A 23738-nucleotide genomic window follows, 5' to 3' on the forward strand; every position below is an offset into this window, starting at 1 on the left:
CATCTGAAAAATAGCAAGTTAGAAAAGTGCATTTTCCTTATCCGCTTTTTTCACAATATAATTAACAGTTAAGATGACAATTAAGCCAAATACAGATTGAAACAGTCCAGCTGCTGAACCTAAGCCCATACTAAAGTTGACAGTAAGTGAGCGGTATACGTAAGTATCAATAATATCTGTTGCATTTAAGAGGAATCCGTTTTGACCAATAATATTCCAGAACAAATCAAACTGCCCACGCATGATACTTCCTAATGAGAATAGAAGCAGTACAATTACTGTTGGTTTAAGTAGTGGTAATGTGATGTGAATGATTCGCTGCCATTTGGAAGCACCGTCCACATAAGCTGCCTCGTAAATACTCTCATCAATTCCCATGATGGATGCCAAGTAAATGACGCTGCCATACCCCAATCCCTTCCAAATCTCGACAGCAACGATAATGAATGGCCACACTGCCGGTGTCGCATAAAAGTCAAACTTCTCAAAACCCATTGCAGTGAAAGCGCTGTTAATTACACCAAAATCATAATTGAATAAGTTATAAACAATTGAACTAATAATAACCATGGAAACGAAATATGGCATAAACATAAGTGTCTGGGAAGTCTTTACAAATTTCTTATAAGTAAGCTCTCTTAGAAGAATCGCGACTGACATTTGAAAAAAAGTGTTTAATCCAATAAAAGCAATATTGTATAGAATTGTGTTTTTCGTTAATTTCCATATGATGGAGTCAAACCCACCTTGGAACAAAAACTCAAAGTTTTTGAACCAGACAAACTTACTTGCGATTCCTTTGCTAAAATCATAGTCCACAAAGGCGTAATAGACACCAAACATCGGCAGGTATGAAAATAGGATAAAGAATACGATCATTGGGGTAAGCATGAAATAATACGTTTTATGTTCTCTAAAATCTGAAAATAATTTTTTCTTTGTTTTTTTCTTCGTATTTTCTTCCGTTTGCACAGTTATGATTGCTTCTGACATATGCTCTCCCTCTCCTTCTGATTTAATTTTATCAAAGGCAAAGTTAAGGGCATATATCACTTTTCCATGATTTCTTGTACTTTTTAAAGCGCATACATTAATATATAGCGCTTTCTTCCAGCAAATAAATGGCCCAATAACAAAGAAGGAGCGCCCGCTCAGGACACTCCTCTTTTCGACCCATTTAATCATTTAAACCGATCATTCTGGCAATTAGAACAGCTGTTTCGGCTCTAGTTGCTTGTGCTTTTGGAGCAAAGTTACCTAAATCTTGCCCTTCCATCCATCCCGCTTCACTCATGGTTGTAATGTCAGAAACAGCAAAGCCTGCTATTTGTGATGCGTCATGAAAAACTACAGCTGCCCGTGTTTTAGGTAGCTCGATTCCTGCCGCCTTCAAAATACGTACGCTCATAACTGCCATTTCCTCACGCGAAATGCATTGGTTCAAGCCAAAGCTTCCGTCTTGGTACCCTGAAACGATCTTCATAGTTTGTGCAGATGCCACTGAATCGTAGTACCACTCGCCCGCTTTCGCATCCGTGAAGGAAGCCGTATAGCCAAGCTTTACCAAATCATAAGCTTCCATCATGAGCTTCAGGAATTCAGCACGCGTAATCGCCTTTTGAGGAGCAAACTCGTTATCCCCTACCCCGCTCACAATATGACGGGAGGCTAACGCGTTAACGCTAATTTGTGCCCAAGAATAGGTGTGCGGCTCCATCTTTCACAGTACGATTGTCGAAGACTTTCCTCAAATTCTTTTAATTCAATCATTCTATGTTCTTCTCGCGATTTCTCTGCAGCAAATGCCATCAAGTGACTTTGAACGGAATTGAAGCTGGCGTAAGTCCTTGGCCTGAGCTGCCCTCTCTACCTTCCCGCTTCCGAAACGTAATCTTGTTCCAATTAATACAACTTTAATTCTTTACAAGGGTAGACCTCCCCATCTGACTCTTTCTCGAATTCACTCTTTCACGCCTCCGGCAAACGGATAGACTATCATGATCGGTAATGATCCCATGAAGATTAGAGTGATCCGAAGTGTTCTCTCACTCAGATGCGTTTAAGGTCAAATCCGTGGAGAGAAAAACGACTGCTGCCGAAATGCCGGGCGCGAGTTCCGTTCGAATCAATCTGACTATATTAATCCGTCTCACAGCCAGGCTATGTGTGGACTTATTCGGTTTTTTAGGTGCGAAGGTTGAGTTAGTTAAGTTTGAAGAAACACCCTAATCCATATGAAATACTTCCTCCATGGTTACCCACCATTCTCCTTCCGAAGCAGAATCAACTGGTTCCTGACACGGATCTGTTAGTTTCCACCACGCTTGCGTGTTCGGGTCAGCAGCCATGTTAGTCATATCTTTCTCGAAGTCTTGTCCCGTGTACTCTAAGTAACTAAAAAGATACCCATCTCGGTAGTATATAGAGTAATTTTGGATGTTACATTCTTTTAACCGATTTAATACTTCAGGCCATACTGCCGCGTGTAAAGCTGTGTAATCGGCTAACCTATCCATTTTCACCTTAATGCTCCATCCGTATCTTTTCATTGTCAACCTTCTTTGACTCAAATTTAAAAAGTGGACAACTTATATAGTTGGAATTGCTGCCATTGCGATCACTGTATTCCAGTCGTCAAGATCCGCTATGTGCAGTAAATATTTTCTCCAGAATGGGCCAACCAAGACCCAACGGATTTCAGCTTTTCTAGGGCGGGCTCAGGCCAAGTTACATCCGGACAGGGTCCAACATATAAGAGCAGGTTGCCACCCTTGGTCGCCACCTCGAGAAGGGTATTGAGCAAGGTTTGTACGACCATAGTTCTTCAGCAGCTCACTCCACGACTTCCACAAAACGTTTTGTGGAAGTCGTGGAGTGCCAAGCTCTCGGTCGTGTGTACCTTAGGTAATGTAACCACCACTTTTAACGGATGCTTATAGCGATGATTCGCTAAACACGCTTACTGAAAAAATCTATTGAGCAAGGCTGCTGCTTCTGCACGGGAAGTGATACCGCTCGGAACGAATTTGTTTGCATCGCGTCCATTAATCAAATGAAGTGCCGCCGCCGCTCTTACTGAATCAAGCGCCCAGGCTGCCACAGCGGATTCGTCAGTAAAGGAAGAAGCCGTATTTACGTTTAACTTAACGTCTTTCAAGATAACATACGCCCGCATCATCATGGTGACCATTTCTTCACGTTTGATTCTCGCATCGGGATCGAAAGTCGTTGTGCTTGTTCCATTAATAATACCTGCTTTGATCGCTATGGAAACCGCTTCCTCGTACCAGGCACCCTTCGATACATCCGTAAATTTCGATTCGCCCACTGATGTCAGGTTCAACGCTTTGACAAGCATTGCTGTAAATTCGGCCCTTGTTATGGTACGCTCTGGCTCGAACATGGTAGCACTAGTGCCGTCAATAATGTGCTTCGCTGCTAACTGTTCGATCGCATCTGCCGCCCAGTGAGTGGACTTAACATCGGTAAATGATTTCTTGAATTCGAGCACCGCATATTTGCTAAAATGATGAATCTTGGCGACCATTTCTCCGTTAATAAACGTGCCTCCCACATATTCCAACGTACCATTGTCTACCAAATAGTAAATACCCGTCAGTTTCGAATTTAAGGAAGGATCCACTTTGAATCGAATCGTCATCGGTTTATCGAAGCTTCTCAAGCTTGTCACTTTACCATCTTTCCCGACAATCGATAAGCTAAAATTGATTGCATTGCCGGAAAGTTTAATTTGTGCATTTGTGGATGATTGCCCTATCGCTAGAAGGTTGTTAGCATCGGTTTCGGATAAGGGAGTCATGATCAACTCTATCGAACTGTTTTGTTTATCTTTTGCGGACAATTTATCTGCCAACTGTTTAAGCAATTCAGCGGGTACTTCCAACGTGAATGGCCCCGTTTGAATTACTAATTGATTATGTCCGAGCAGCTCGGCTGCATTAGCAGGAAGTACAATTTTCTTTTTATCTTTGGCTATGATCGTCACAACTCCGTTGGAAGCTGGTGTGGTAAGGTCTTTCGTTTTCACTACAAGTGTATAATCATCGGTATTTCCATTGGCTGTATCACTGCCACCACCAGTAGAAGGGTAACTGCCCCCGCCACCTGTGACCTTTTGCTTAAACGTAACATTGATCATATGGTCCGCAGTTATGTTGGCAACTGTATAAACGTTGGCAGTCACCGTCACGGCGGTACCGTCTAACCTCACCTTGTCGATTTCGTATCCATTGTTCGGATTGAATGTAAAGGTTTGATCAGCACCATCATTGACTACAACGGCGCCGTTCGGGCTGATCGTTCCGTTTTCCCCTGCGCCCGTTGTGATCGTATGTGTATGACCTGTGACCTTTTGCTTAAACGTAACATTGATCATATGGTCCGCAGTTATGTTGGTAACTGTATAAACGCTTCCGGTCACCGTCACGGCGGTACCGTCTAACCTCACCTTGTCGATTTCGTATCCATTGTTCGGATTGAATGTAAAGGTTTGATCAGAACCATCATTCACTACAACGGCGCCGTTCGGGCTGATCTTTCCGTTTTCCCCCGCGCCCGCTGTGATCGTATGTGTATGACCTGTGACCTTTTGCTTAAACGTAACATTGATCATATGGTCGGCAGTTATGTTGGCAACTGTATAAACGTTGGCGGTCACCGTTACGGCGGTACCGTCTAACCTCACCTTGTCGATTTCGTATCCATTGTTGGGATTGAATGTAAAGGTTTGATCAGTACCATCATTGACTATAACTTCGCCGTTCGGGCTGATCGTTCCGTTTTCCCCCGCGTTCGTTGTGATAACATGTGTATGAATAGCGCCAATCTCTCCGTTTTCCGGAAGGTTGTAGAGCTCAAGCTCATACACAGCGTACATGCCCCATGTCGTATAGTTCGCATCATTGATCTGTATTCTCAGTTTCAGTGCATCTCGTACTTCAGGAATATTGGCAAAGGTGTGCTCCATTACATTGTCATCTATGCTGCTTTTCCATTGGAGCGGTACCCCCTTCGCTATGGTTTCAAAGTTTACTCCGTCCGTAGAAGCCTGAATATCGATATTGGAAATACCCTGGATTAATCCAGATGTTGTGGCCATGACGATGGTGTTAAAGGTTTGCTTTTGGTCCCAAGTAAGATTAATCTCATGCGGAAACGGATGACTGGTGTTGTAGCCTCGTAAACTCGCGAACATGGTGTAATAGCTGCCGTCAACCATATTCGAAGCACCGTAGGCATTGCCTTCCCTGGCAGCTGATGCTGAAATATCAGAATAGCTTCTGGCAATATTGGTGCCTGGCTCATTGACATTTCCTTTGAGAAAGTTCAACGTGTAGAGCTTCGTAGTCGTCCCGTCGCTTGCGGTGGACCTGATATGAACCACGCTTTTACCGATTGGAATGTCAATCGTCTGTACTGTGTTATCGGCGACAGTCTTTCCGTTGATCTGCAGGGTACCTGCATCGTCCGAAAGCGTTGGCGTAATCGCGATGGTGTTTACATCATTAGGAATCATGACTTGGAAGGTCGTCGTGTTGTTGTCAAACGTAAAGGAGGGAACATTAGAGATTGTTAAATTCCTCAGCGTTCCATCTGCTACAGGGCTTATCTCTCCGTTGTCTGGAAGGTTATAAAGCTCTAGCTCATATAAAGCATATATGCCCCAATACGTATAGTTGGCGTCATTGACAAGTAACCTCACCTTCATCGCGTCTTGAACTGTAGGGATATTCGCATACGCGTATTCCATGATGTTGTCGTCTTTGCTGCTATTCCATTGAATCGGTACCCTCTTCGCAATTGTGGACCAATTCGTTCCATCTGAAGTAGCCTCAACATCAATATCTGTTATCCCCTGTAATAACCCTGATGGCGTGGCCATGACAATCGTATTAAAGGTTTGCTTTTGTTCCCAAGTAAGATTGATCTCATGTGGGAACGGATGGGTGGCAGTATAGCCGCTCTTACTGGCAAACATGGTACCATAACTACCGTCAACCATATTCGAAATACCATAGCCGCTATTGGCTTCCCTGGCAGCTGTTGCTGTAATATCTGAATAGCTTCTCGCAATATTGGTGGTCGGTTGATTTACATTGCCTTTGAGAAAGTTCAACGTATAGAGTCTCGTGGTTTCCCCATCACTTGCGGTAGACCGAATAAGGATCTTACTTTTACCTGTAGGGATGTTGAATGTAAGCCTCTTACCGCTGCCGAAACGTTGCCCGTTGACATCCAGGGTGCCATTTGCATCCGCAAGCGTTGGTGTAATCGTGATCACGTCTACATCGTTGGGAATGATGGCCTGGTAATTAATATTGTTTTTATTAAAAAGAACCGAAGGCGCGTTAGTCAGCTCCAAACTTTGCAGCGTTCCGTCATAGATCATCTGTCCTTCATACATGCTTACTCGAAAGCCGTCAACGTATAGGTTTTTGTTTTCCAGGTTCACTACCCTGATCGTGTGCTTGCCTGCTGACAGATTATGATTGCTATATACCGATATCGAATCGAGTTGAACTTTCTCATATAGGTCTATAATCACCGGAGCGGAATCGTCGACGGATACGGCAATTTTACCGGAGCCTTCATTTTTCTCCGCAATAAGATCGATACCGGACCCTGTAAAGGTATAGGTCAAATTATCTTCCGCTTTCAACGTGCCTTGAACACCGCCCATATAAGCGTATTTCCGGCTTTTTGCAAACCATTCACCGTTGAAGGTGATCTCGCCGGTCGCGTTATCGGTCATGTAGGTCATAGGTACATCCTGCCCATCGTAAGGACTACTTGGCACAGGAATTGCACCCACAGGTTCTCCGGCAGCCGCTTTAACCAGATAATTATGAAGCATTCTGATATATTCAGGGTCAATGGTATATTTTCTCGGATCAGACGGGTTAACAGCACTGTCCGCTATACGTTTGGCAAGCCCGGGATTGGTTTGCTTGAGTTGGTGCATCAGTTCGTATTCCTCAAGTCCGTCCCTTTGGGCCTCGTAGCGCAGCGAGCTCTTCACCGTCAGATGTTCCTTATCCGGATATACGATCGTGGAATCGCCATAATGAGGGACATACCATACGTTCCATCCCCAATGTAAGTGTCCTTGTACACCGTCTTGACTAAGATTCCAGAATAACAGCCTGCCAGTCAATATGGGCTGCGTCCAGAATCTGTTCAACCACGGAGCCGGATTGGCATCGCAAGTATACACCCACAAGTCTTTGCCTGCCGCCTGCTCCGCTTGATACAGATTTTTCTTATCCTGGAAAACCGGCGTTAACGGGACCCACACATCCACATAGGGTTTGATGGTTTCGTTCATTAGAGTACCGGCCGCATCAGCGTCCAATGTCTTGAAATCCGGAACGATCTCTTTTACTTTTCTAGCGATATACGTCATATAGTTTGTAATGCTAGCACCGTTGGGTTCGTCCTTAGTATGCTGATACCAAGTGAAACCATTATCTTTAAGCCAACCTTTATCCTCTAAATGATCGTGCAATGCCGTCAAGTAGTTAGTAAGATAAGCGTCTGTAACAGGTAGTGAATCTGGTATGGACGTTTTCCAAAGATCATTGTTTGGATTCTCATTTTGTGGCATTTGTTCTAATGCATGGATCAAGTGAATGTTCGCAAAATGAGTAATTCCTCTATCCATAAAGGTTTGAACATATCGATCAAACAATGACCAGTCGATATGTTCCGGTATTCCATCTTTAAAAGACACCATTTTGGTACCCTTTGCGTTTAATAATAAGTCTGTACGAACCCAAATCATGTTCTGGCGATAGTCGCTCATGGTTTTGGCAAAATTATCCATAAGCTCGAACCATTTGTCGCTATACGTCTCCACTCCGTAATAGTTCTGACCAACGTCATAACTTGACTGAGTTAAAGGATCATCAGCAATCTCAGGTGGAGAACCTCCAATCATAAAACCATTAGTCATCGACCACTGATAATTAACGAAATTAGCCTTTGAGGTTTGAGGGATTTCAGCGTTAGCTACTTCAACATTAATAGGTACTTGATAATCGCCCAAAGTCGATTTCACTGTAACTATACCGTGATAGAGGCCTGGAACAGCATCGGCAGGGACATAATTCGTTATTAAGACGGGCTGAGTTGAATTTGCCACCACATGTATAGATGGATTGTTGGACAGCGGGTCGGGGATTTGAGATAAGGGGTAGATTTGCGTACCTACCAAATCCGGTCGATATTGATTGGGCTGCACGGTATCCTCAAGCACGTATTCTTCAAAATGATAGCTTAAGTTGCTGTTCGAGATCGTATTTCCAGAAGATGTAAGATCAGAGAATTCAATTCCAGTAATCTCGAAATCACTATTGCTTCTTACAGCAATTTGCTCACTTTCGTATTCGTTCTTGGCTGAAACAATATCAATGCTGTTTCCAGGATTCGCTGGGATCGTGCTGGTCCTATATACGGCTTTCAATGCATTTACCACCCACACGTCCAGCTGGCTGCTGTCAGCATAGACACGAGGAGCAATGTTCGGAAAAAAGAAGCTTGCTAGAATCATAAAACAGATCATTTTACACGTTGTTCGTTTGAACATAGATCAACAATCCTCTCATTCTTTAATTAGTGTCAGAAACAAACTTTCGAAGCGCTTACAATGGTGGCTGGACGCCGTCTGTTCATATTTTCATTGTATTATTATTTGAAACTCTGCAAAATAACAGTATTTTTTGAAATCTAACAGTTTCCGATTGGAAACAAAAAAACGAACACAGAAAAAGGCCATGCTTTTATAAACATTGGCCCTTATTTGATCATAACTCTTCTTCTCTTATGTGACGATACTGCGGTATGCGTACGATAACTGAAGTGCCAATCCCAGGTTGACTATGAATAAAGATCCCGTATTCGGATCCAAATAAGAGTTGCAATCTCTCTTGCACATTTTTAATGCCATAACCAGCGCTTTCATATTCAAGCATACGCTCAATCATATACGGTTCCATACCGACGCCATTATCCTCCACGACAAAAATAATATCTTCACCGTCAAGACTTGCCCGTAGGATTAGTTTACCTCGCTCCCCGCGCTTCGGATCGATACCATGCATAATCGCATTCTCAACAATCGGCTGCAAGATCAAATGGATCATTTCAAATTGAAATACCTTGTCATCTGCATCGAATTCTATGTCAAAGCTTGTATTGTGCATAGCTAATTGAATAAGTATGTACGCTTGGACGTTTGTCCATTCATCTTCAATCGAAATAATCTGCTTTCCTTTATTCAAAGTCGTTCTGTAATATCTGGAAAGTTGATTCACCAAATCACTGATTTCTTGGGCATCTATACGCAGCGCTTTTGAATTAATTAAAGATAAAGAATTGTATAGAAAATGGGGATTAATCTGAGCTTGCAGCGCTTTGAGCTCGGCCGCCTTTTGCGTGATTTTTGTTTGATATACCTCCGAAATAAGTTGATTAATTTGTTTAAGCATAGAACCGAATCGATCGGTAAGTTGCCCGATTTCATCTTTGGAATTCGTTGATACAACAACAGTAAGATCCCCATCTTCCACCATCTTCATTTTGGTGTTTAATTTCTCGATTCCTTTTAACATCGTTTCTGAGAACAAGTAGATAATGATACTGAGGAAAACCATGCAGATCAGTACAATGATGCCCGTTGCGCTTAAAATATTGCCAATACTCGTTTTGTACTGATTATCGGGGACCAAATAATGCAGTATCCAATCGGTTTGAGGTATATCTTTGTTTACAACTATATAGGATTCGCCACTTATTACTGTTTTTGACGTACCCTTCCTTGAAAGTGATTGAAGTTGAACATCTTCCATCTGCCCAACATGCTCTGTTAAAATGGGCCGATTCTCTCTATCGGTAATGATGATGCCATTCCCTTCATTCACCTTGCCAATGAAATCACCGAAAATTTTATTGTAATCAAACCTGACATACAGTTCACCGCTCACGGTCCGAAACTCGATATTGTAAATCACTCGTGTGGCAAACAATTCTCCATCTTCGAACCACCACTTGGTTGTATCACTACCTTTTGTTTCTAGATACCAATCCTTATTCTTAACTGCTGAAGAAGGAGTAACGAAGTTTCCTAATTCAGATTGCAGACTCTCAGAATACAACATAATCTCATTCATATCTCCAACCATATACATCAAGTTGAAAAAAATAGGTTCGATTTTATCATTCAGCGCCTTAAATTGGATGTACAAATCCTGATTCGGATTACTCATCAACTCAATGACCGCTGGATGGAAAACAATCGATTTCATTGATACATCCTGCCTCTGAAGTCGGTAACTGATCTCTTGTGTGACTTTCTTCGCCTCGTTATCTGCGCTTTGTAATAACTGGCTTTCCAATGAAGACTTGGAATTTTGGTAGGCATACAAGCCCAGTACAATGGTTGGCAGGAAGATGACTGTCACATAAGAAAGCAATAATTTCTGGCGTAGGCGGAGATTACGGATAAATTTGAACGCAGTCACCTCCTTCCACCACCCCCCTCCCGATATTGAACAGGAGTCAAGCCGTTATATTGCTTAAACATTAAATTAAAATAGGACGTGTTCGCGAATCCAACTGTACTGGCAATATCAACAACTTTAATCGTTGAATCACGCAGCAGTTCTTTCGCTCGCTCCATTCGAACGGCTGTAATATATTTGACTAGGCTTTGGCCAGTACTTTTTTTAAACAGAAAACTTAAATAACTTGGCGATAAAAAGACGCGCTTTGCTAAATAGTCGACCCCAATATCACTTCCGTATTCGATCTGGATAAGCGTCTGTACATCTTCAATCACTTTGCGGCATTGATCCTCTGTCGCCGTTTTTTCGATTCGCAGCAAATGCTCCTGAAAAACGGATAATATGACTTGCCTCAACTCAGCAACCGAATTGCAAAGTGCGATTCGCTCCAAGCCATCCTTTAGTAAATTGACGTATTTTTTGCCTTGAAACTCTACTATTTTTTTCAATATTTCTGTAAATATGAGTTTGGCATACATAGAACTAAATCGCTTACTACTGCGCATACTCGCAATGAGAAATTCTATTCGATACTCAAGTGTGCGATAATCATTTTGTGCAATGGAAGTATAAATATCCTTCAGCATAAGCTCTAACGATTCATCATCTACATGGACATGAAGGCTTTGATCATCTTTGGAGCAAACGACACTGCTATCCATAAAAAACCGAAAATTCATTAACTCTTCCATTTGGTTGAATTCGTCATGAAGCCCTTCTAGCTTATCGATCGGACAACCAACAATAATGAAACTTCGCCGATCGAAGCGAGTCTCCAGCCATTCTTTAATCCAATCCCCATAAGCCATAAGCTCTTGCTGGTTATCGCTGATCGTTGAAGCTGGATCAACAGCGACTAGCATAATGCTTTGATACTCATTCATATTTAAATAAAGCATCTCGTGTTGACAAGTCGACTGAAGGAATTCGAATACTTCTGTATGATGCAGGTCAAAAAAATGATGTAGCATTCCGATCATAATCATATATAACCGCTTATTTGATAGATGACTTAGACCAGCAAAAGCTGCCCGTTCCTCGTAATGGACGTCACTCTCGCGGCCTTGAAGGAGATCAAACAGGAGCTTTTCTTTCTCATACGCCACTCCTTTATGAAAGCCTTTGATTAACAACTCATCTTTCTCCCTTTGAAGGTGTTCGTCCTCTAGTTGAGCGATTATGTTATGGAACACTTTGAGGAATTCCTTCACATCGATCGGCTTTAACATATAATTAACCGTTCCAAGTTGAATCGCTTTTTGTGCATATTCAAATTCCCCATAAGCACTGTAAATAAGCACCTTAAGATCCGGAAGTACTACTTTTGCCTGCTTAATTAACTCTAAACCGTCCATGAATGGCATGCGAATATCCGTAAATAACAGATCTACATGATGACCCCTTATATATGCCAACGCTACTTCCCCATCATTGGCTTGAGCAACAGAAAATGGTAGATCATGCTTATGAATAAGCCATTCAATGGCATCGATTTCTGCTTGTTGATCATCGACTACTAGTATATGATACATAATTCTCCTCCTATCCGTTCATACGATGGCTATTTATTCACTTCAAGAAGATACCACTATAATCCAAAGCATAGCACACTAGGTATTCCAATTCATACCACTTTGCATGAAGCACATGATCTCTTGCCAATTTCCAGATGAATTCTGTTAGGTTTCGAAAAAATCTGTTATTTCGATAGAAATGACATTTATACTACACTATACTATGAAACAAACTATCGACACTTGGGAGGTCTTTGTATGAAGAAAACATGGTTAGTCTCCACCACTGCTATACTCGCTATATCAATCCTATTTACAGGCTGCAGTACGAACAACAGCAGCACAAAGGAAAATGTAACACCAAAAGATACAACGCAAACGAAAGAAACCAAGAATCCAGAACCCGTAAAGAAAGTAAAAGTCAGATTATCGTATTGGAACAAAGAAGACAGTGTAAAGACACTTCTGCAATTATTTAAAGATAAACTCCCCGATGTCAATGTGGAGTATCAATTCATCGATAACAAGACTTACGCAGATGTTATCAAAACACAACTTGCAGCAGGCGAAGGTCCTGACATTATCGGTGGAATCATAGACGCTAATACCGTCAAGGCAGGTTATTTCGAAAATTTAACAGAACGCTACGCTAGCAAATATTATGAAACCGGCACATCCACCGTAACATTTGATAATAAACTGTACGGGTTGCCGCAAGCTAGTTGGTTTAACGGGGTTTACTATAACGTTGATTTATTCGCCAAATATAACCTGAAAATACCAAAAACGCTTGATGAGTACTTCCAAGTCGCGGACGTGCTGAAGAAGAATGGCATCAAACCTCAAGCGATCGGTCTAAAGAATGCTAACGTAGCGGGCCAGTCCTTCCTCGGTTTGGCATTAAATGATTATATCGGCACAACAGAAGGAAAAAAATGGAATGAAAATTTCGGCAAGGGAACGGCGAAAATGGTCGATGCACTGGAGCCTGCTTTGACGACATGGACCGAATACTTGAAACACGGTGTCTTTACCAAAGATATGCTTGGACTTGAAGAAGAACAAGCCATTGACGAATTTACAAGCGGCAAGGCAGCTATGTTTCAGGCAGGACCTTGGTACATGGAAACCTTTAAGCAAAAAGCGCCTAACATGAAGATTGATATGTTTCCGAACCTGGGTACAAAAGGCGGTCTGGGTTGGATGGTTGGCGGGCCAGGGGTATCGTTTGGTTTGAATGCAAAGTCCAAAGTCAAAGATGCGGCGTACAAAGTGCTTGACCTGTTATCCACTCCAGAAGGTCAGAATGCTTACTGGGCCGATAATAAAGGTGGTTCATCTTTCTTGAAAGGCGTTACTTTTGAAATGCCAGTAGAGTACAACGGCGCTCAAGAAGCTTTCAAAGCGGGCAATGTCATGTACCCTGTTAATAATTGGGGCGTTGCTGGTGCTGCTTTCGCAGATTTAGGGAAAGGTATTCAAGAAATAGTAGCCGGTACCAAAACGCCTCATCAAGTGCTAGAAGCGGTAGACAAGAAAGCAACTGAATTGCTGGAGAAATCTAAATAGGCCGTATAAATTACAAGGGGCAAATCGCTTTGCCCCTTGTATATCCTATAAGGTAAAGGTTGTTGCACATGAACAAACTAAACATTTTCAAACGAGAGATCAATTATGTTCTGCTTCTGCTTCCTGCCTTACTTATTTATTGTACCTTTTTCATAATTCCGACGTTAAAGACCGCTTTATACAGCTTTACAAACTGGTCGGACGTGAATCCGGTTGTTGTCAAATTTGTTGGTCTAGACAATTATATAGCTCTATTCAAAGATTCACTCTATTTGACAGGTATTAGAAACACTTTAATCTATGCGGTACTCGCGATGCTTGGACAGAATGTACTAGCCATTCCATTAGCGGTGTTTCTCAATAAAAAATTAAAAACAAAAAATCTGCTGCGGGCTGCGTTCTTCCTTCCTGCAGTGTTCAGCGTATTGGTTATCGGTTTTCTCTGGAATTTTATGTACTCACCCTCCGACTTTGGCTTGATTAATCAACTTGTAGTCGCCCTTGGCTTTGAACGCATCAATTTTCTCGGAGATCCTCATCTTGCACTCTATTCGGTCATCATCGCCTCCATATGGCAGTGGGTTGGTTACACAATGGTTATTTATTTGGCCAACTTGCAGAGCATCTCAACAGATTACTACGAAGCGGCGAAGATTGACAGAGCGAGTGGGTTGCAAATGTTCCGCTATATCACACTTCCTCTACTGCTTCCGGCGATCACTTTCAATACGGTTATGGGGATGATAAACGGCATGAAGGTTTTTGATATTGTCTACGCCTTGACTGGCGGTGGCCCGGGGTATTCTACGGAAACGATCGTATCACTCATGCTCAAGAAAGGGCTCAGTGAAGGTTTCTATAGCTACGGAGCCGCATTCGGTATCGTCTTCGTTATCCTCGTTGGCATCATCACCTTTATTCACATTTCACTAATCAAGATGTGGGAGCGGCGGTAACCATGAATCGATATACAAAAGAAATTGCCGTGACGGAAATTCTCATGCTCGTCTTAGCGGCGATTTTTATGATCCCTATTTACTATTTGATCATCACGACTTTTAAGACCCCAGCTGATGCGGTCTCTCATCCGCTGGGCCTTCCAGTTAACATCACGTTCGTCAATTACATTCGCGCCTTTAAGGCAATGAACTACATTCATGTTTTGGGAAACAATCTTATCATTACGATTTCCTCCGTTGCGGGTATTGTTATGTTTTCTGCGATGGCTGCTTACAGCTTGGTACGACGCACTAATCACTTCAATCGGATCGTGTTCCTTTTATTCATGGTTGGGATGATGGTACCGTACCAAATGGGGATCTTAGCACTTTATAAACAGGTAGCCCAGCTTGGGCTTATGAATACCCACACGGGCATTGTTCTTATAGAAATTTGTTACAGCATTCCGTTCTCTATCTTTTTAATTAAAAGCTTTATCAGCTCTACCGTTCCATTTGAACTGGAAGAAGCAGCAAGAGTAGACGGCTGTGGGGTTTGGAGAACATTCTGGCAGATTGTGTTCCCTCTGCTTACGCCGGTGATTGCCACTGTAGCGATTTTGAATACACTTGGTGTGTGGAATGATTTCATGACGCCATTGTTGTTCTTGCAATCCCGTTCAAAGGGTGTATTGCTCTTAGAAGTGTTCCGCAATATTGGACAATTCTCGACCGACTGGACGAATTTCTTCCCGATGATGCTCATGGCGGTTGCACCACTCATTCTGTTCTACATTTTCATGCAAAAATATATCATTAACGGCATCACGTCCGGCTCGCTAAAGGGATAGGAGCTTAAAGCTTTGTAAGAGAAAGCCTTTGAAGCTGAATACTTCTATTCATAGGTTGTCGCTTGAAACGAATACATTAAAGCCCTGATCCGAATGGAGCAAGGTTTCATGTATTCGTCTTTTTCTTGTCTATGGTTGTTTAGGAAAACCTCTTCAATGTGATTCAGAAAAAGTTCAACGTTTTTCATTTTAGCTCCAATTACAACTCGTTATTTCTCCCAAAGCTCGACCAGTCGACCTTCAGGATCTTCAATCCAAATAAACTTTCCAAATTCACTATTTGCTCTATAAAAATGTTCTTCTTGCGAGTAGCTCGGATTGCCCTACTGAAATAACGGTCATGCTGATTTTTTCATAATCAAGATCATTATAAATATCCATAAGCCAGTTATAATGATACTCCGTTAGTCGCTGGGCCTCATCAATTATCAGCATGATTCGGCGCATTTGTGACCTTTCCCCCTGCTCTAGCATGAGGTTAACAATTTGTCTTCTTATAAGGGATGGATTTCGTTTAGATGGAAATGCGAACTTAAAATCGGCTAATAAATCTCCGAAGAATTTTTCCTCTGTAGGTACTCGATAACTTTTACATTGTGTTCTCAATATTGGAAAAAACGTTCCCAATTGCGCTGGTAAATATTTCAATGTAAATTCTACGGATCTACTCTTTCCAATTAGCGCAGCTGCTTTGCCGCGCCGCCGAGTCACTAATTTACTTTCTTGATAAGGACAAAATATTTCTATATTTGATCCGGTAATAAACAATTGATTTGATCAAGTGAACTTTTCCTATGTTCTAGAATGTTAATTCCTATTGCATTCTCCAATGCACAAACATCGCAATCGTCACACCGGCCGTAGCGCCCAAAATCCGCGGTCAGTATGCTTAAAAACCAATTTAAATGCCCCTCGAAAACCTAGAGTCCCGCATATTTCATGAGGACTTCCCCCTGCAAAGGCAGAAGCGAGAAGCTCAAGCAAAAGGGCGACATTTAACACGTAGTATCCATACTGATCCATTAAATGCTGGATGTACTGTGCTACTTTTACCTCCGCAAAACCAAATCGGCATTTATTTTAATATCCCATAAAGCTCATTAAGCTTCCGTATCTCATACGTCGGAACGATGCCGGTGTCGTTAGGCTGCCCCGCAGGGTTAAACCAACAGGTATCCAGACCGGCCAGCTGCCCGCCTTTAATATCCGCGGTTAAAGAGTCGCCGATGATCAACGCATGTTCCGCTTCAAAATCGAGAATCCGCTCAAACACGTAATCGAAAAACTCCTTCATCGGCTTCTGGTAGCCGGTTTCTTCCGAAACAAATATGTTTTTAAAAATCGGATGCAATCCCGAAGCCAGCAAACGCTTATATTGCGTCTTGGAAACGCCGTTCGTCACGACATACAAATCATATTTATGCTGCAGATCCGTGATCAACTCGAGCGCCCCTTCAATGAACTGATGCCCCTCTTCCAAATAGGCGCGGTAGTTCTTTTCAAACAAGACGCCGTCCACCTCTTGCCCGTATTCCTTAAATAGCTTCGAAAAACGGGTGTTCACGACCTCGTTGCGGCTTAATTTCCCTTCCTCAAAGGACTTCCAGAGTCCCAGATTTACCTTTTTGTAATGCGCCTCGATTTCATCGGTTAAGGGAATGTTTTGCCGCTCGAACAGCAAACGAAGCGCAGCCCTTTCGGCCGCGCCAAAGTCCAACAACGTATCGTCGACGTCCAATAATAAAGTCCGGTATGTTTTCAAAATGATCGCTCCAATGCTCTAAATCGTCTTAGCTGCCGCTTGCCGAGCTTCCCGATCGCCGCCTAGTTTAAACACAAGAATGCCGCCGACAATGACGAGCACGCCGATCAACTGCTTGAATGTAAAAGGAACCTGCGTCAGCCCTAACCAACCGAGCGAATCCCATAACAGCGCAAACGCAAGCTGTGAGGTGAGAACGATCGAGACGGCATACGTGGGGCCAAGCCGCTTGATCCCCTGTACCATGCACACAACCACCCCAACGCCTATCAAACCGCTGAACCAGTACCAAGTCTGCATGGTCTGCAACGCAAACAGCTGCTTCTCTTCGAAAAGGAACCCGATTGTCATGGAAGCCAGAAATCCCAATCCTAATACCAATGTAGTCGTTGCCCAAGTTCCTGCCCGTTCATTCACCTTGCTGTTGAAAATATTTTGCAAACCGACCAGCGATCCCACCAGCAGCGCCAATAAAAGTCCTATAGCCATGATTTCTCCTCTTCCTTTTGCCGATTATTCATAAATATTATGACCCGCCAGCCGGCGCAGCCCTTCCTTGTTTTTAATAAGAATAAGACTTTGTGTGCGCTCCAGCAACCCCCCCGCACAGAGCTGCGCAATGACGCGATTCAAATGCCTGTAGCTCGTTCCGATTAAGTTCGCCACGTCCTTCAAGCTTGTTGTACGAATCTGCCCTTTGAATTGTGCATCGGATTCGTCGAAGGAGACGGCCAGCAAATAACCGGCCAATCGTACTTCCACCGGATGCAGCAGATTGAAGCTGAGCGAGTTGGATTTCACGTAAAATTTTTGCGTGATGATATCCAGCATAAATTGCAGTAGCGGCGCATGGTCGCTTCCGTACTTTTTCAACCAACGATGGTGGACACCGATCATATGAACAGGCGTTACGGCCTCGACCGTATTGATGATGTCACGCCCGCGGATATATTCGATATCCCCGATCACCTCAAGCGGCGTTTTGAAAGAAAGAATAAGCGTTCTTCCCTCCGCCGAGGTGGTAAAGATTTTAATTTTCCCTTTGACAAGCACATATAGGTGCAATGCCGGATCGCCCTGGGAACAGATGAGTTCCCCTTGATCAAAGCTGTAAACCGTCAAATGTGGCAGAAGCGACTCCGGAAAAACGAACTCGAGTTGATGCATACGCAAATATTGGTGCAGCTGCTCGCGGTCTTTTAACTCTTTCATGACTCGGCTTCACTCCTAATTTAGAACCGCAGGATCGCCACGCCGGCGATCATTATCGCGATGCCGATGTATTGCGGCAGCCCCATCTTCGTCTTGGCCACCCCGAACCATCCGTTCCGATCGACGAGAAAGGTCAAGCCCAACTGGGCAATCAGCACGAAAGCGATCGTCAAAGTAACCCCGATGCGCTGAATCGACGTGACGTTGCTGGAAATTACGATAGCCGCGAAGGCGCCGCCCGTCAAATAGATCGGCTTTACTTGTTTAAACTTTTGCCATTTACCGTCGCGGACAAACAGCAAGATCAACAAAGCCGCCGCGAACCCGGTAAACTGGGTGATCGTCGCCGCCTGCCAGGTGCCAATATCTTGGCTGATCCGGGCATTCGCCACACCCTGCAATGTAATAAAGGCCCCGCCTAGAAACGCAAATAAAATCCCAATCATGTTCCCACTCCCCAATAAAGCTCTTTTCTTTCATTAAAAAATAAAACCGGCCCTATTGGGAAGGACATATGTCCTTGGCTTCTACCTATTGCGTATAATGGATTAAAGACCAGAAAGGAATATTGGAGGTTGATTTTCGATGTTATTCCTTAACTTCTACGAATTCTTCTGGATTCAAACGAATATAGTTGCTGATTCGTTTTAGACTGTCCGGGGCAGTTTCTTGGAATTTTTGATACAATTGTGAGACGATTGTTTGAAGCTCCTTGTTATCATCAAGATCTTTAAAATTGAAATCACGCAATGGTTGTCCTAGTTTTTGGCTCTTCGCTTCTAGGATAATTTTTGTTTCTTCAAGTATCTCAATCATAGAGGTGTCACCAAAAAAATTCAGAGCCTTCATGACCCCTAACCAATAATTTGACTGATCCAACAAATGAGCTATCCAACAATAAAACTCTGTAACCGAGTTGCGAGCATGATCGTACAAAACTCTAAACATAAACAGAGCTCGTTGTCCAGTACCGAGTTGAGCCAGGGCCTGTGATTTCACTGTCATGTCTTTCCCTCGAATCCGCAAAAAGGTTGGCTCCATACACCTCCAACCAAGCGCATCATCATCCAACAACTCAAAATCTTGCCTACTCATTTCAACAAGCACAAAACCACCTCCACCCAATATTATACATTTCAAAAGGGTGCGATACCATATTTTGCGATGATTCCCTTTATACTTACTGCATTAATTATCCTGCCCGTTAACGGAACGAGGCCGCCGATGGATTTTGCGGCAGCCTCGTGGTGAAGTTTTTTGAGCTCATGTTTTCGTTAGCTCAATAAAAAATGACAATGCTTCTGAACATACGCAGCAGTTTCTTCATGGGTTAGCTTCTTCAAAAGGTTTTCTGATCAACAAAAGACACCAACCCTTATTAGTTATTTCCTTACAAGGCCCTTATAGTTCAGAGTGTATTTGACCAGCTTGCTATTTTTAAGCCAATAACGATCCTGCACTTTCATAGTATGACTCTTTGGATTTTTTCTTCGAATATAAACATAATTGAATTTATCTGTAGAATAAAGTTTAAATCCTCTAGCTCTACATTTTTTTAAAAACCGTGCATCTTCACCTAATGATATATTTGCAAATTTCACACGATTGAATACCTTTTTCTTAAACATAATCGTTCCGCCGGCTACAAATCCGACTAGTCTATCTCCTCGGTTAGGATTACGAAGAAGCAAACTTTTTTTTGAATGTAGATAAACATAGACGGAGCTTTTCCAAACAACATCTACATCTTTTCGCATTAAAACACTCATATTTCTCCTTAAATAATTCGGTGCATAATAATCATCATCATCAAACTTGGATATATATTCATATTTAGCTTTGGCAATGGAAAAATTCAAACAGTTTCCTAGTGAAATTTTTTCAGGCATACGGTAAATGGATACATTTTTGAGATGCTTAGCCTTATTTTGGTAAGGAATTAGGCTGACATCATCTCGATTGACGATAATAATCAGTTCTTTATTGATCCCAATCTGATTTTTATAATTACTAAATACATTATTTATAAATTTGGAGTTATTTGTACACGCAATAATAGAGACACCCTTCGTAGCAGTATAAGTATGAAGTCCTGCAAAGCTCATACTTTTCCCCCCTTTCCATCAATATATATAATTCTATGAAACTAATTAATAAATTGTTTGGACATTTGCGATAGTAAAGTCAAGTTTCGGTGAGTGATTTGATAGTTAAGAATTAACCGCATAATGGAAATTTATCACTTCAACTTAATGTGAACGGTTCTCCTCACAAGCTATAACAACTGCTTTATTGTATCTTCCCTACTTCGCGTCAAAAAAGCCGCAATATAAGCGGCTTGTAATGGGATAATATTCTTTTCATCTGACAGATGGGATAATCCAGTCAGTCCTATCTTTCGCAATCGTGAAGCTTATCATCGAGTTGATCTCTTTATTGAAGAAAGGAATCGTTTCTAAGCCAAGACCCACCTTCATCAGTGCCTCGGTAACACATCGTTGCAGCTTGGAGTGCTCCCTTTGCCGCTTCCTCTATCGAATTATATCGGTTTTCCATTGCAACAAGAGGTCCGGCATTGTCTGCACCTCTATAATAATGACTGAGCTCATAAAAATAACTGCTCTCCCGATTTTTGAGAATGTGAATTCCAATATATATGCCATCTATTCTTGCTTTTAAACATTGTACGACTTCGTGAACGGATTCAATATCTGCATGGAGATTCTCGAGCTCAGATAAATTTAACATGCTTTATGCCTCCATGTCATCGTTCATAATAAGATAATCGATCCACTTCAAATCAAGGTATCGAGGATAGTTTATCCAGATTACTGAAATCGATTCAATTTCAGAGGTCAACTTCCTTCTACTATTTATTGAACTCTCGTTCTGTGTCCCTCGGTTGTTTTCCGTTAGCTATTACAGTCTTTTTGCGTTATTAAACCTATGAATGCCAAATCCTTTAAAGTCAGAAGCTAATATTGCTTCTCTAAGAGGATATAAATTCGTTGTGAATCTTAATTCAATTCCTTTTTGGATTAATCTCACTAACAAATTCGCATACGTATCAACTGACTTAGGCTTCACTACTTGACGAGAAATATAATAACCAGCAGTCTTGTCAAAAAGCTCAAAGCCCTCATCATCAAAGCAATATCTAAAAATGGTCTGCTTTGAAATCCTTGTATACCAAACACTTTCTACCGAAACTATGGTATCAGCAATTGTATTGTTAAAGAAAAGTTGTAAATGTTTGTCCGCTGTCGCCTCGTCTCTCCTACACACAATTCGAGGACAATCCCTCGGGAAATAGTATGTAAACTCATGCTCTTCATCAATAGCCCAAACTACCGCAGGAAAATCCGGACGATTTTGTTTCTCTTTAGGTACAAATATTTTGATACTATCGTCCTCACTAAAATGAAAAAGCACGTAATCCCTCCTTAGTTCATTACCTTTATATTCCATACTTCCATACGAGCATTGAATTATCCTGCCCGTTAAGCTGAAAAGGCTGCCATCATTGTGACAGCCCTTTCCAAGTTGAACTATAGCGTTCCTCGTTAGCTTAAGACATTGCAAGCTAGATATTTTTGTATTTAAAAAATTTCATTTAAGTAAGTCCAATTATCTGAAACCCAAATTGATTGATTCCTCTACAAATCTTTGGATAGCATCACCACTTTGCTCGGCATGAACTCCGACCCATTCCGCTTCTTTCCAATATGTTAACTTAACTGAACGAATAACCTTCTCACGGGTTAAAGGAATGTATTCACTGTAACCTTTCAAATGTAGCATCTGATTAGTATGACGTTTTGAGTTGAGGCTTAAATGCATCTTCCCTGTAGCTTGTCCTAAAGAATACATTTGGTCACTATTAACACTGCCTGGAATAAGTACATTCCCCTCACAATATTCCGTTAAGATAAACCGTTCACCCGACAGGGTCTCTTGGATTAAATGTCCATTAGCCTCGAGGATTTGCGGACATTTGATGTTCTCTTTTTTGAGTAGACATTGGAATTCCAGTGTTTTTTTAACATTCTCAAGAGAACTGTATCTATTCCAATTATATTGCTTTATAAAAAAAAGTTCCCAAATCAGTGTTTATTTTCCATTTTAGATTTAAGTATCCTCGATGATTCTGTTCGTATGAATACGTTTTGATTCGCCAAATTTTTTCAATAGTCTCGATGATTTCATCACGAATATATTCAGAATTCCCCATTCATCATCCCCCTAATTATGGAAATACTACTATTAGAATAACGAATGTATGTTTGTATGTATGTAAACAGGAAGCTATTTCACTAACCTGCCCGATAGCTGGGAAGGCTGCCGAACAACGATCGTCGGCAGCCTTCCCATATTTTTTCATTTAACTCTCGTTTTGCGTTAGCTTAACCAATTTTCGGATTCACCAAGTCTCTAACATCGAATGCCGATAGAGACTTTAGACCAATCTTATTTAGATAAGACAGACGCAATTCCAGATCAAAAATCAATTCGCAATAATTATCAAACACTAGCTTGTCGAGACAATTACGTAATTTCTGGACAAACAATAGTGATTCTGAAATCGGCATTCTCAACACATCGGAAAGGGAATTCCCCATAACCAAGCGTTCTAGTTCCAACAAGCTTTCGTTACAATTTGGACATTTATCATGTCGGGAGAATAATTTTATCGCCCAAAGGTTTCCTTTACTAGTTGTTCCTGCATCACGCATATATTTCAAATCGAAAACGCAACCACGATAATAGTTTTTATGTTCCTTTTTCTTGTGAACGTATGTTACAGGTTCCTTATCATATCCATAAAGTAAAATATCGGTAAATTGCTTATCCTGCTCAGCAAGTGGCTTTTCAAAGTCAATTCCGATCATTTTGGCCAATTCTCTAATCTTTACAACAGGTCCGCAGTTAGTACCCGCCCATAAAAGTACCGCTCCTTTTTTAAGTGAGAGTTCGGTTGCGACCATACGAATTGGATCAATATCACCAATGACAGTGCCTGTGCCGTTACATGTAGGGCATGTCGAGTAATTAGGAGTGTCTTCTCGTAAAGACCAAGTGCCGTTGTTCTCCCTGGCTTCCCCAATATTCGCATACAATGACCAAAGAAGTTCTAACACTCCAGTAATCGTACTAACAAGGGATCCTGGTCTTTTGTCGTTAAACTTATTATGGGAAAGACCAAATTCCAATTAAAAACCCCCTTTGGCTGTTTGTTCAATACCCCTAAATTATACCGATCACTTGTTCTTGTGTAAATATTTTCCTTGAAACTATCCTGCCCGTTAGCTGAG

The 23738-nt window shown here is 41.9% G+C and carries 20 protein-coding genes and 1 pseudogene; 3 read left to right on the top strand and 18 right to left on the bottom strand.

The genetic code is table 11. The features are described 5' to 3' along the window. Positions 1–18 precede the first annotated feature (18 nt). The 7 genes from ACBP55_RS19235 to ACBP55_RS19265 all read right to left on the bottom strand — a co-directional run bounded on the left by ACBP55_RS19235 (position 19) and on the right by ACBP55_RS19265 (position 12112). Positions 19–993 carry an ABC transporter permease gene (locus tag ACBP55_RS19235; protein WP_464644184.1) on the bottom strand — a complete coding sequence of 325 codons (975 nt, stop codon included), beginning with the start codon at positions 991–993 and terminating at the stop codon, positions 19–21. 184 nt (positions 994–1177) lie between these two features. Then, positions 1178–1717 (bottom strand): S-layer homology domain-containing protein, encoded by a 540-nt coding sequence (locus ACBP55_RS19240; protein ID WP_464644186.1) that lies wholly within the window; start codon positions 1715–1717, stop codon positions 1178–1180. A gap of 508 nt (positions 1718–2225) precedes the next feature. Further along, positions 2226–2549 carry an L-rhamnose mutarotase gene (locus ACBP55_RS19245; RefSeq protein WP_464644188.1) on the bottom strand — a complete coding sequence of 108 codons (324 nt, stop codon included), beginning with the start codon at positions 2547–2549 and terminating at the stop codon, positions 2226–2228. Positions 2550–2644: 95 nt separating this feature from the next. Next, the gene (locus ACBP55_RS19250; RefSeq protein ID WP_464644189.1) at positions 2645–2818 is read right to left on the bottom strand and encodes an alpha-L-fucosidase; all 174 of its coding nucleotides are present in this window, start codon (positions 2816–2818) and stop codon (positions 2645–2647) included. Between the two features lie 141 nt (positions 2819–2959). Continuing rightward, positions 2960–8605, bottom strand: coding sequence for a glycoside hydrolase domain-containing protein (locus ACBP55_RS19255; RefSeq protein WP_464644191.1), 5646 nt, complete (start codon positions 8603–8605; stop codon positions 2960–2962). Between the two features lie 217 nt (positions 8606–8822). Then, complete coding sequence (locus ACBP55_RS19260) at positions 8823–10538, bottom strand: cache domain-containing sensor histidine kinase (RefSeq protein ID WP_464644193.1); 1716 nt, start codon at positions 10536–10538, stop codon at positions 8823–8825. Then, entirely contained in the window at positions 10535–12112 is a 1578-nt protein-coding gene (locus tag ACBP55_RS19265; protein ID WP_464644195.1) for a response regulator transcription factor, read from the bottom strand. Before ACBP55_RS19265 ends, ACBP55_RS19260 begins: the two co-directional genes overlap by 4 nt. Positions 12113–12352: 240 nt before the next feature. On the opposite strand from ACBP55_RS19265, the gene ACBP55_RS19270 reads away from it, so the two are divergent. The 3 genes from ACBP55_RS19270 (at position 12353) to ACBP55_RS19280 (ending at position 15452) form a co-directional block, all read left to right on the top strand. Continuing rightward, positions 12353–13663, top strand: a complete 1311-nt coding sequence (locus ACBP55_RS19270; protein WP_464644197.1) for an ABC transporter substrate-binding protein — start codon at positions 12353–12355, stop codon at positions 13661–13663. A 68-nt stretch (positions 13664–13731) separates the two neighbouring features. Next, positions 13732–14619 carry a carbohydrate ABC transporter permease gene (locus ACBP55_RS19275; protein ID WP_464644199.1) on the top strand — a complete coding sequence of 296 codons (888 nt, stop codon included), beginning with the start codon at positions 13732–13734 and terminating at the stop codon, positions 14617–14619. Positions 14620–14621: 2 nt separating this feature from the next. Then, positions 14622–15452, top strand: a complete 831-nt coding sequence (locus tag ACBP55_RS19280; protein ID WP_464644201.1) for a carbohydrate ABC transporter permease — start codon at positions 14622–14624, stop codon at positions 15450–15452. Between the two features lie 209 nt (positions 15453–15661). Here ACBP55_RS19280 and ACBP55_RS19285 read toward each other — a convergent pair. From ACBP55_RS19285 to ACBP55_RS19335, 11 genes and pseudogenes are all read right to left on the bottom strand, one after another. Continuing rightward, positions 15662–15730: pseudogene (locus ACBP55_RS19285) on the bottom strand (VOC family protein); the annotation flags it as partial. 7 nt (positions 15731–15737) lie between these two features. Then, positions 15738–16220, bottom strand: a complete 483-nt coding sequence (locus ACBP55_RS19290; RefSeq protein WP_464644203.1) for an ATP-binding protein — start codon at positions 16218–16220, stop codon at positions 15738–15740. Positions 16221–16527: 307 nt separating this feature from the next. Further along, positions 16528–17214 (bottom strand): YjjG family noncanonical pyrimidine nucleotidase, encoded by a 687-nt coding sequence (locus ACBP55_RS19295; protein WP_464644205.1) that lies wholly within the window; start codon positions 17212–17214, stop codon positions 16528–16530. 18 nt (positions 17215–17232) lie between these two features. Further along, on the bottom strand, positions 17233–17703 hold the full coding sequence (locus tag ACBP55_RS19300; protein ID WP_464644207.1) for a DMT family transporter: 471 nt from the start codon (positions 17701–17703) through the stop codon (positions 17233–17235). Between the two features lie 24 nt (positions 17704–17727). Further along, on the bottom strand, positions 17728–18426 hold the full coding sequence (locus ACBP55_RS19305; protein WP_464644209.1) for a Crp/Fnr family transcriptional regulator: 699 nt from the start codon (positions 18424–18426) through the stop codon (positions 17728–17730). A gap of 20 nt (positions 18427–18446) precedes the next feature. Next, on the bottom strand, positions 18447–18872 hold the full coding sequence (locus ACBP55_RS19310; RefSeq protein ID WP_464644210.1) for a DMT family transporter: 426 nt from the start codon (positions 18870–18872) through the stop codon (positions 18447–18449). Between the two features lie 142 nt (positions 18873–19014). After that, positions 19015–19533: a hypothetical protein gene (locus ACBP55_RS19315; RefSeq protein WP_464644211.1), complete on the bottom strand. Its 519-nt coding sequence runs from the start codon at positions 19531–19533 to the stop codon at positions 19015–19017. A 275-nt stretch (positions 19534–19808) separates the two neighbouring features. Continuing rightward, complete coding sequence (locus ACBP55_RS19320; protein WP_464644213.1) at positions 19809–20531, bottom strand: glycosyltransferase family 2 protein; 723 nt, start codon at positions 20529–20531, stop codon at positions 19809–19811. Between the two features lie 328 nt (positions 20532–20859). Then, positions 20860–21174, bottom strand: a complete 315-nt coding sequence (locus ACBP55_RS19325) for a hypothetical protein (protein WP_464644215.1) — start codon at positions 21172–21174, stop codon at positions 20860–20862. Between the two features lie 171 nt (positions 21175–21345). Continuing rightward, positions 21346–21858: a DUF6886 family protein gene (locus tag ACBP55_RS19330; protein ID WP_464644217.1), complete on the bottom strand. Its 513-nt coding sequence runs from the start codon at positions 21856–21858 to the stop codon at positions 21346–21348. Between the two features lie 971 nt (positions 21859–22829). Further along, positions 22830–23636, bottom strand: coding sequence for a hypothetical protein (locus tag ACBP55_RS19335; protein ID WP_464644219.1), 807 nt, complete (start codon positions 23634–23636; stop codon positions 22830–22832). Positions 23637–23738 lie beyond the last annotated feature (102 nt).

This window comes from Paenibacillus sp. WG02 (assembly GCF_055396115.1).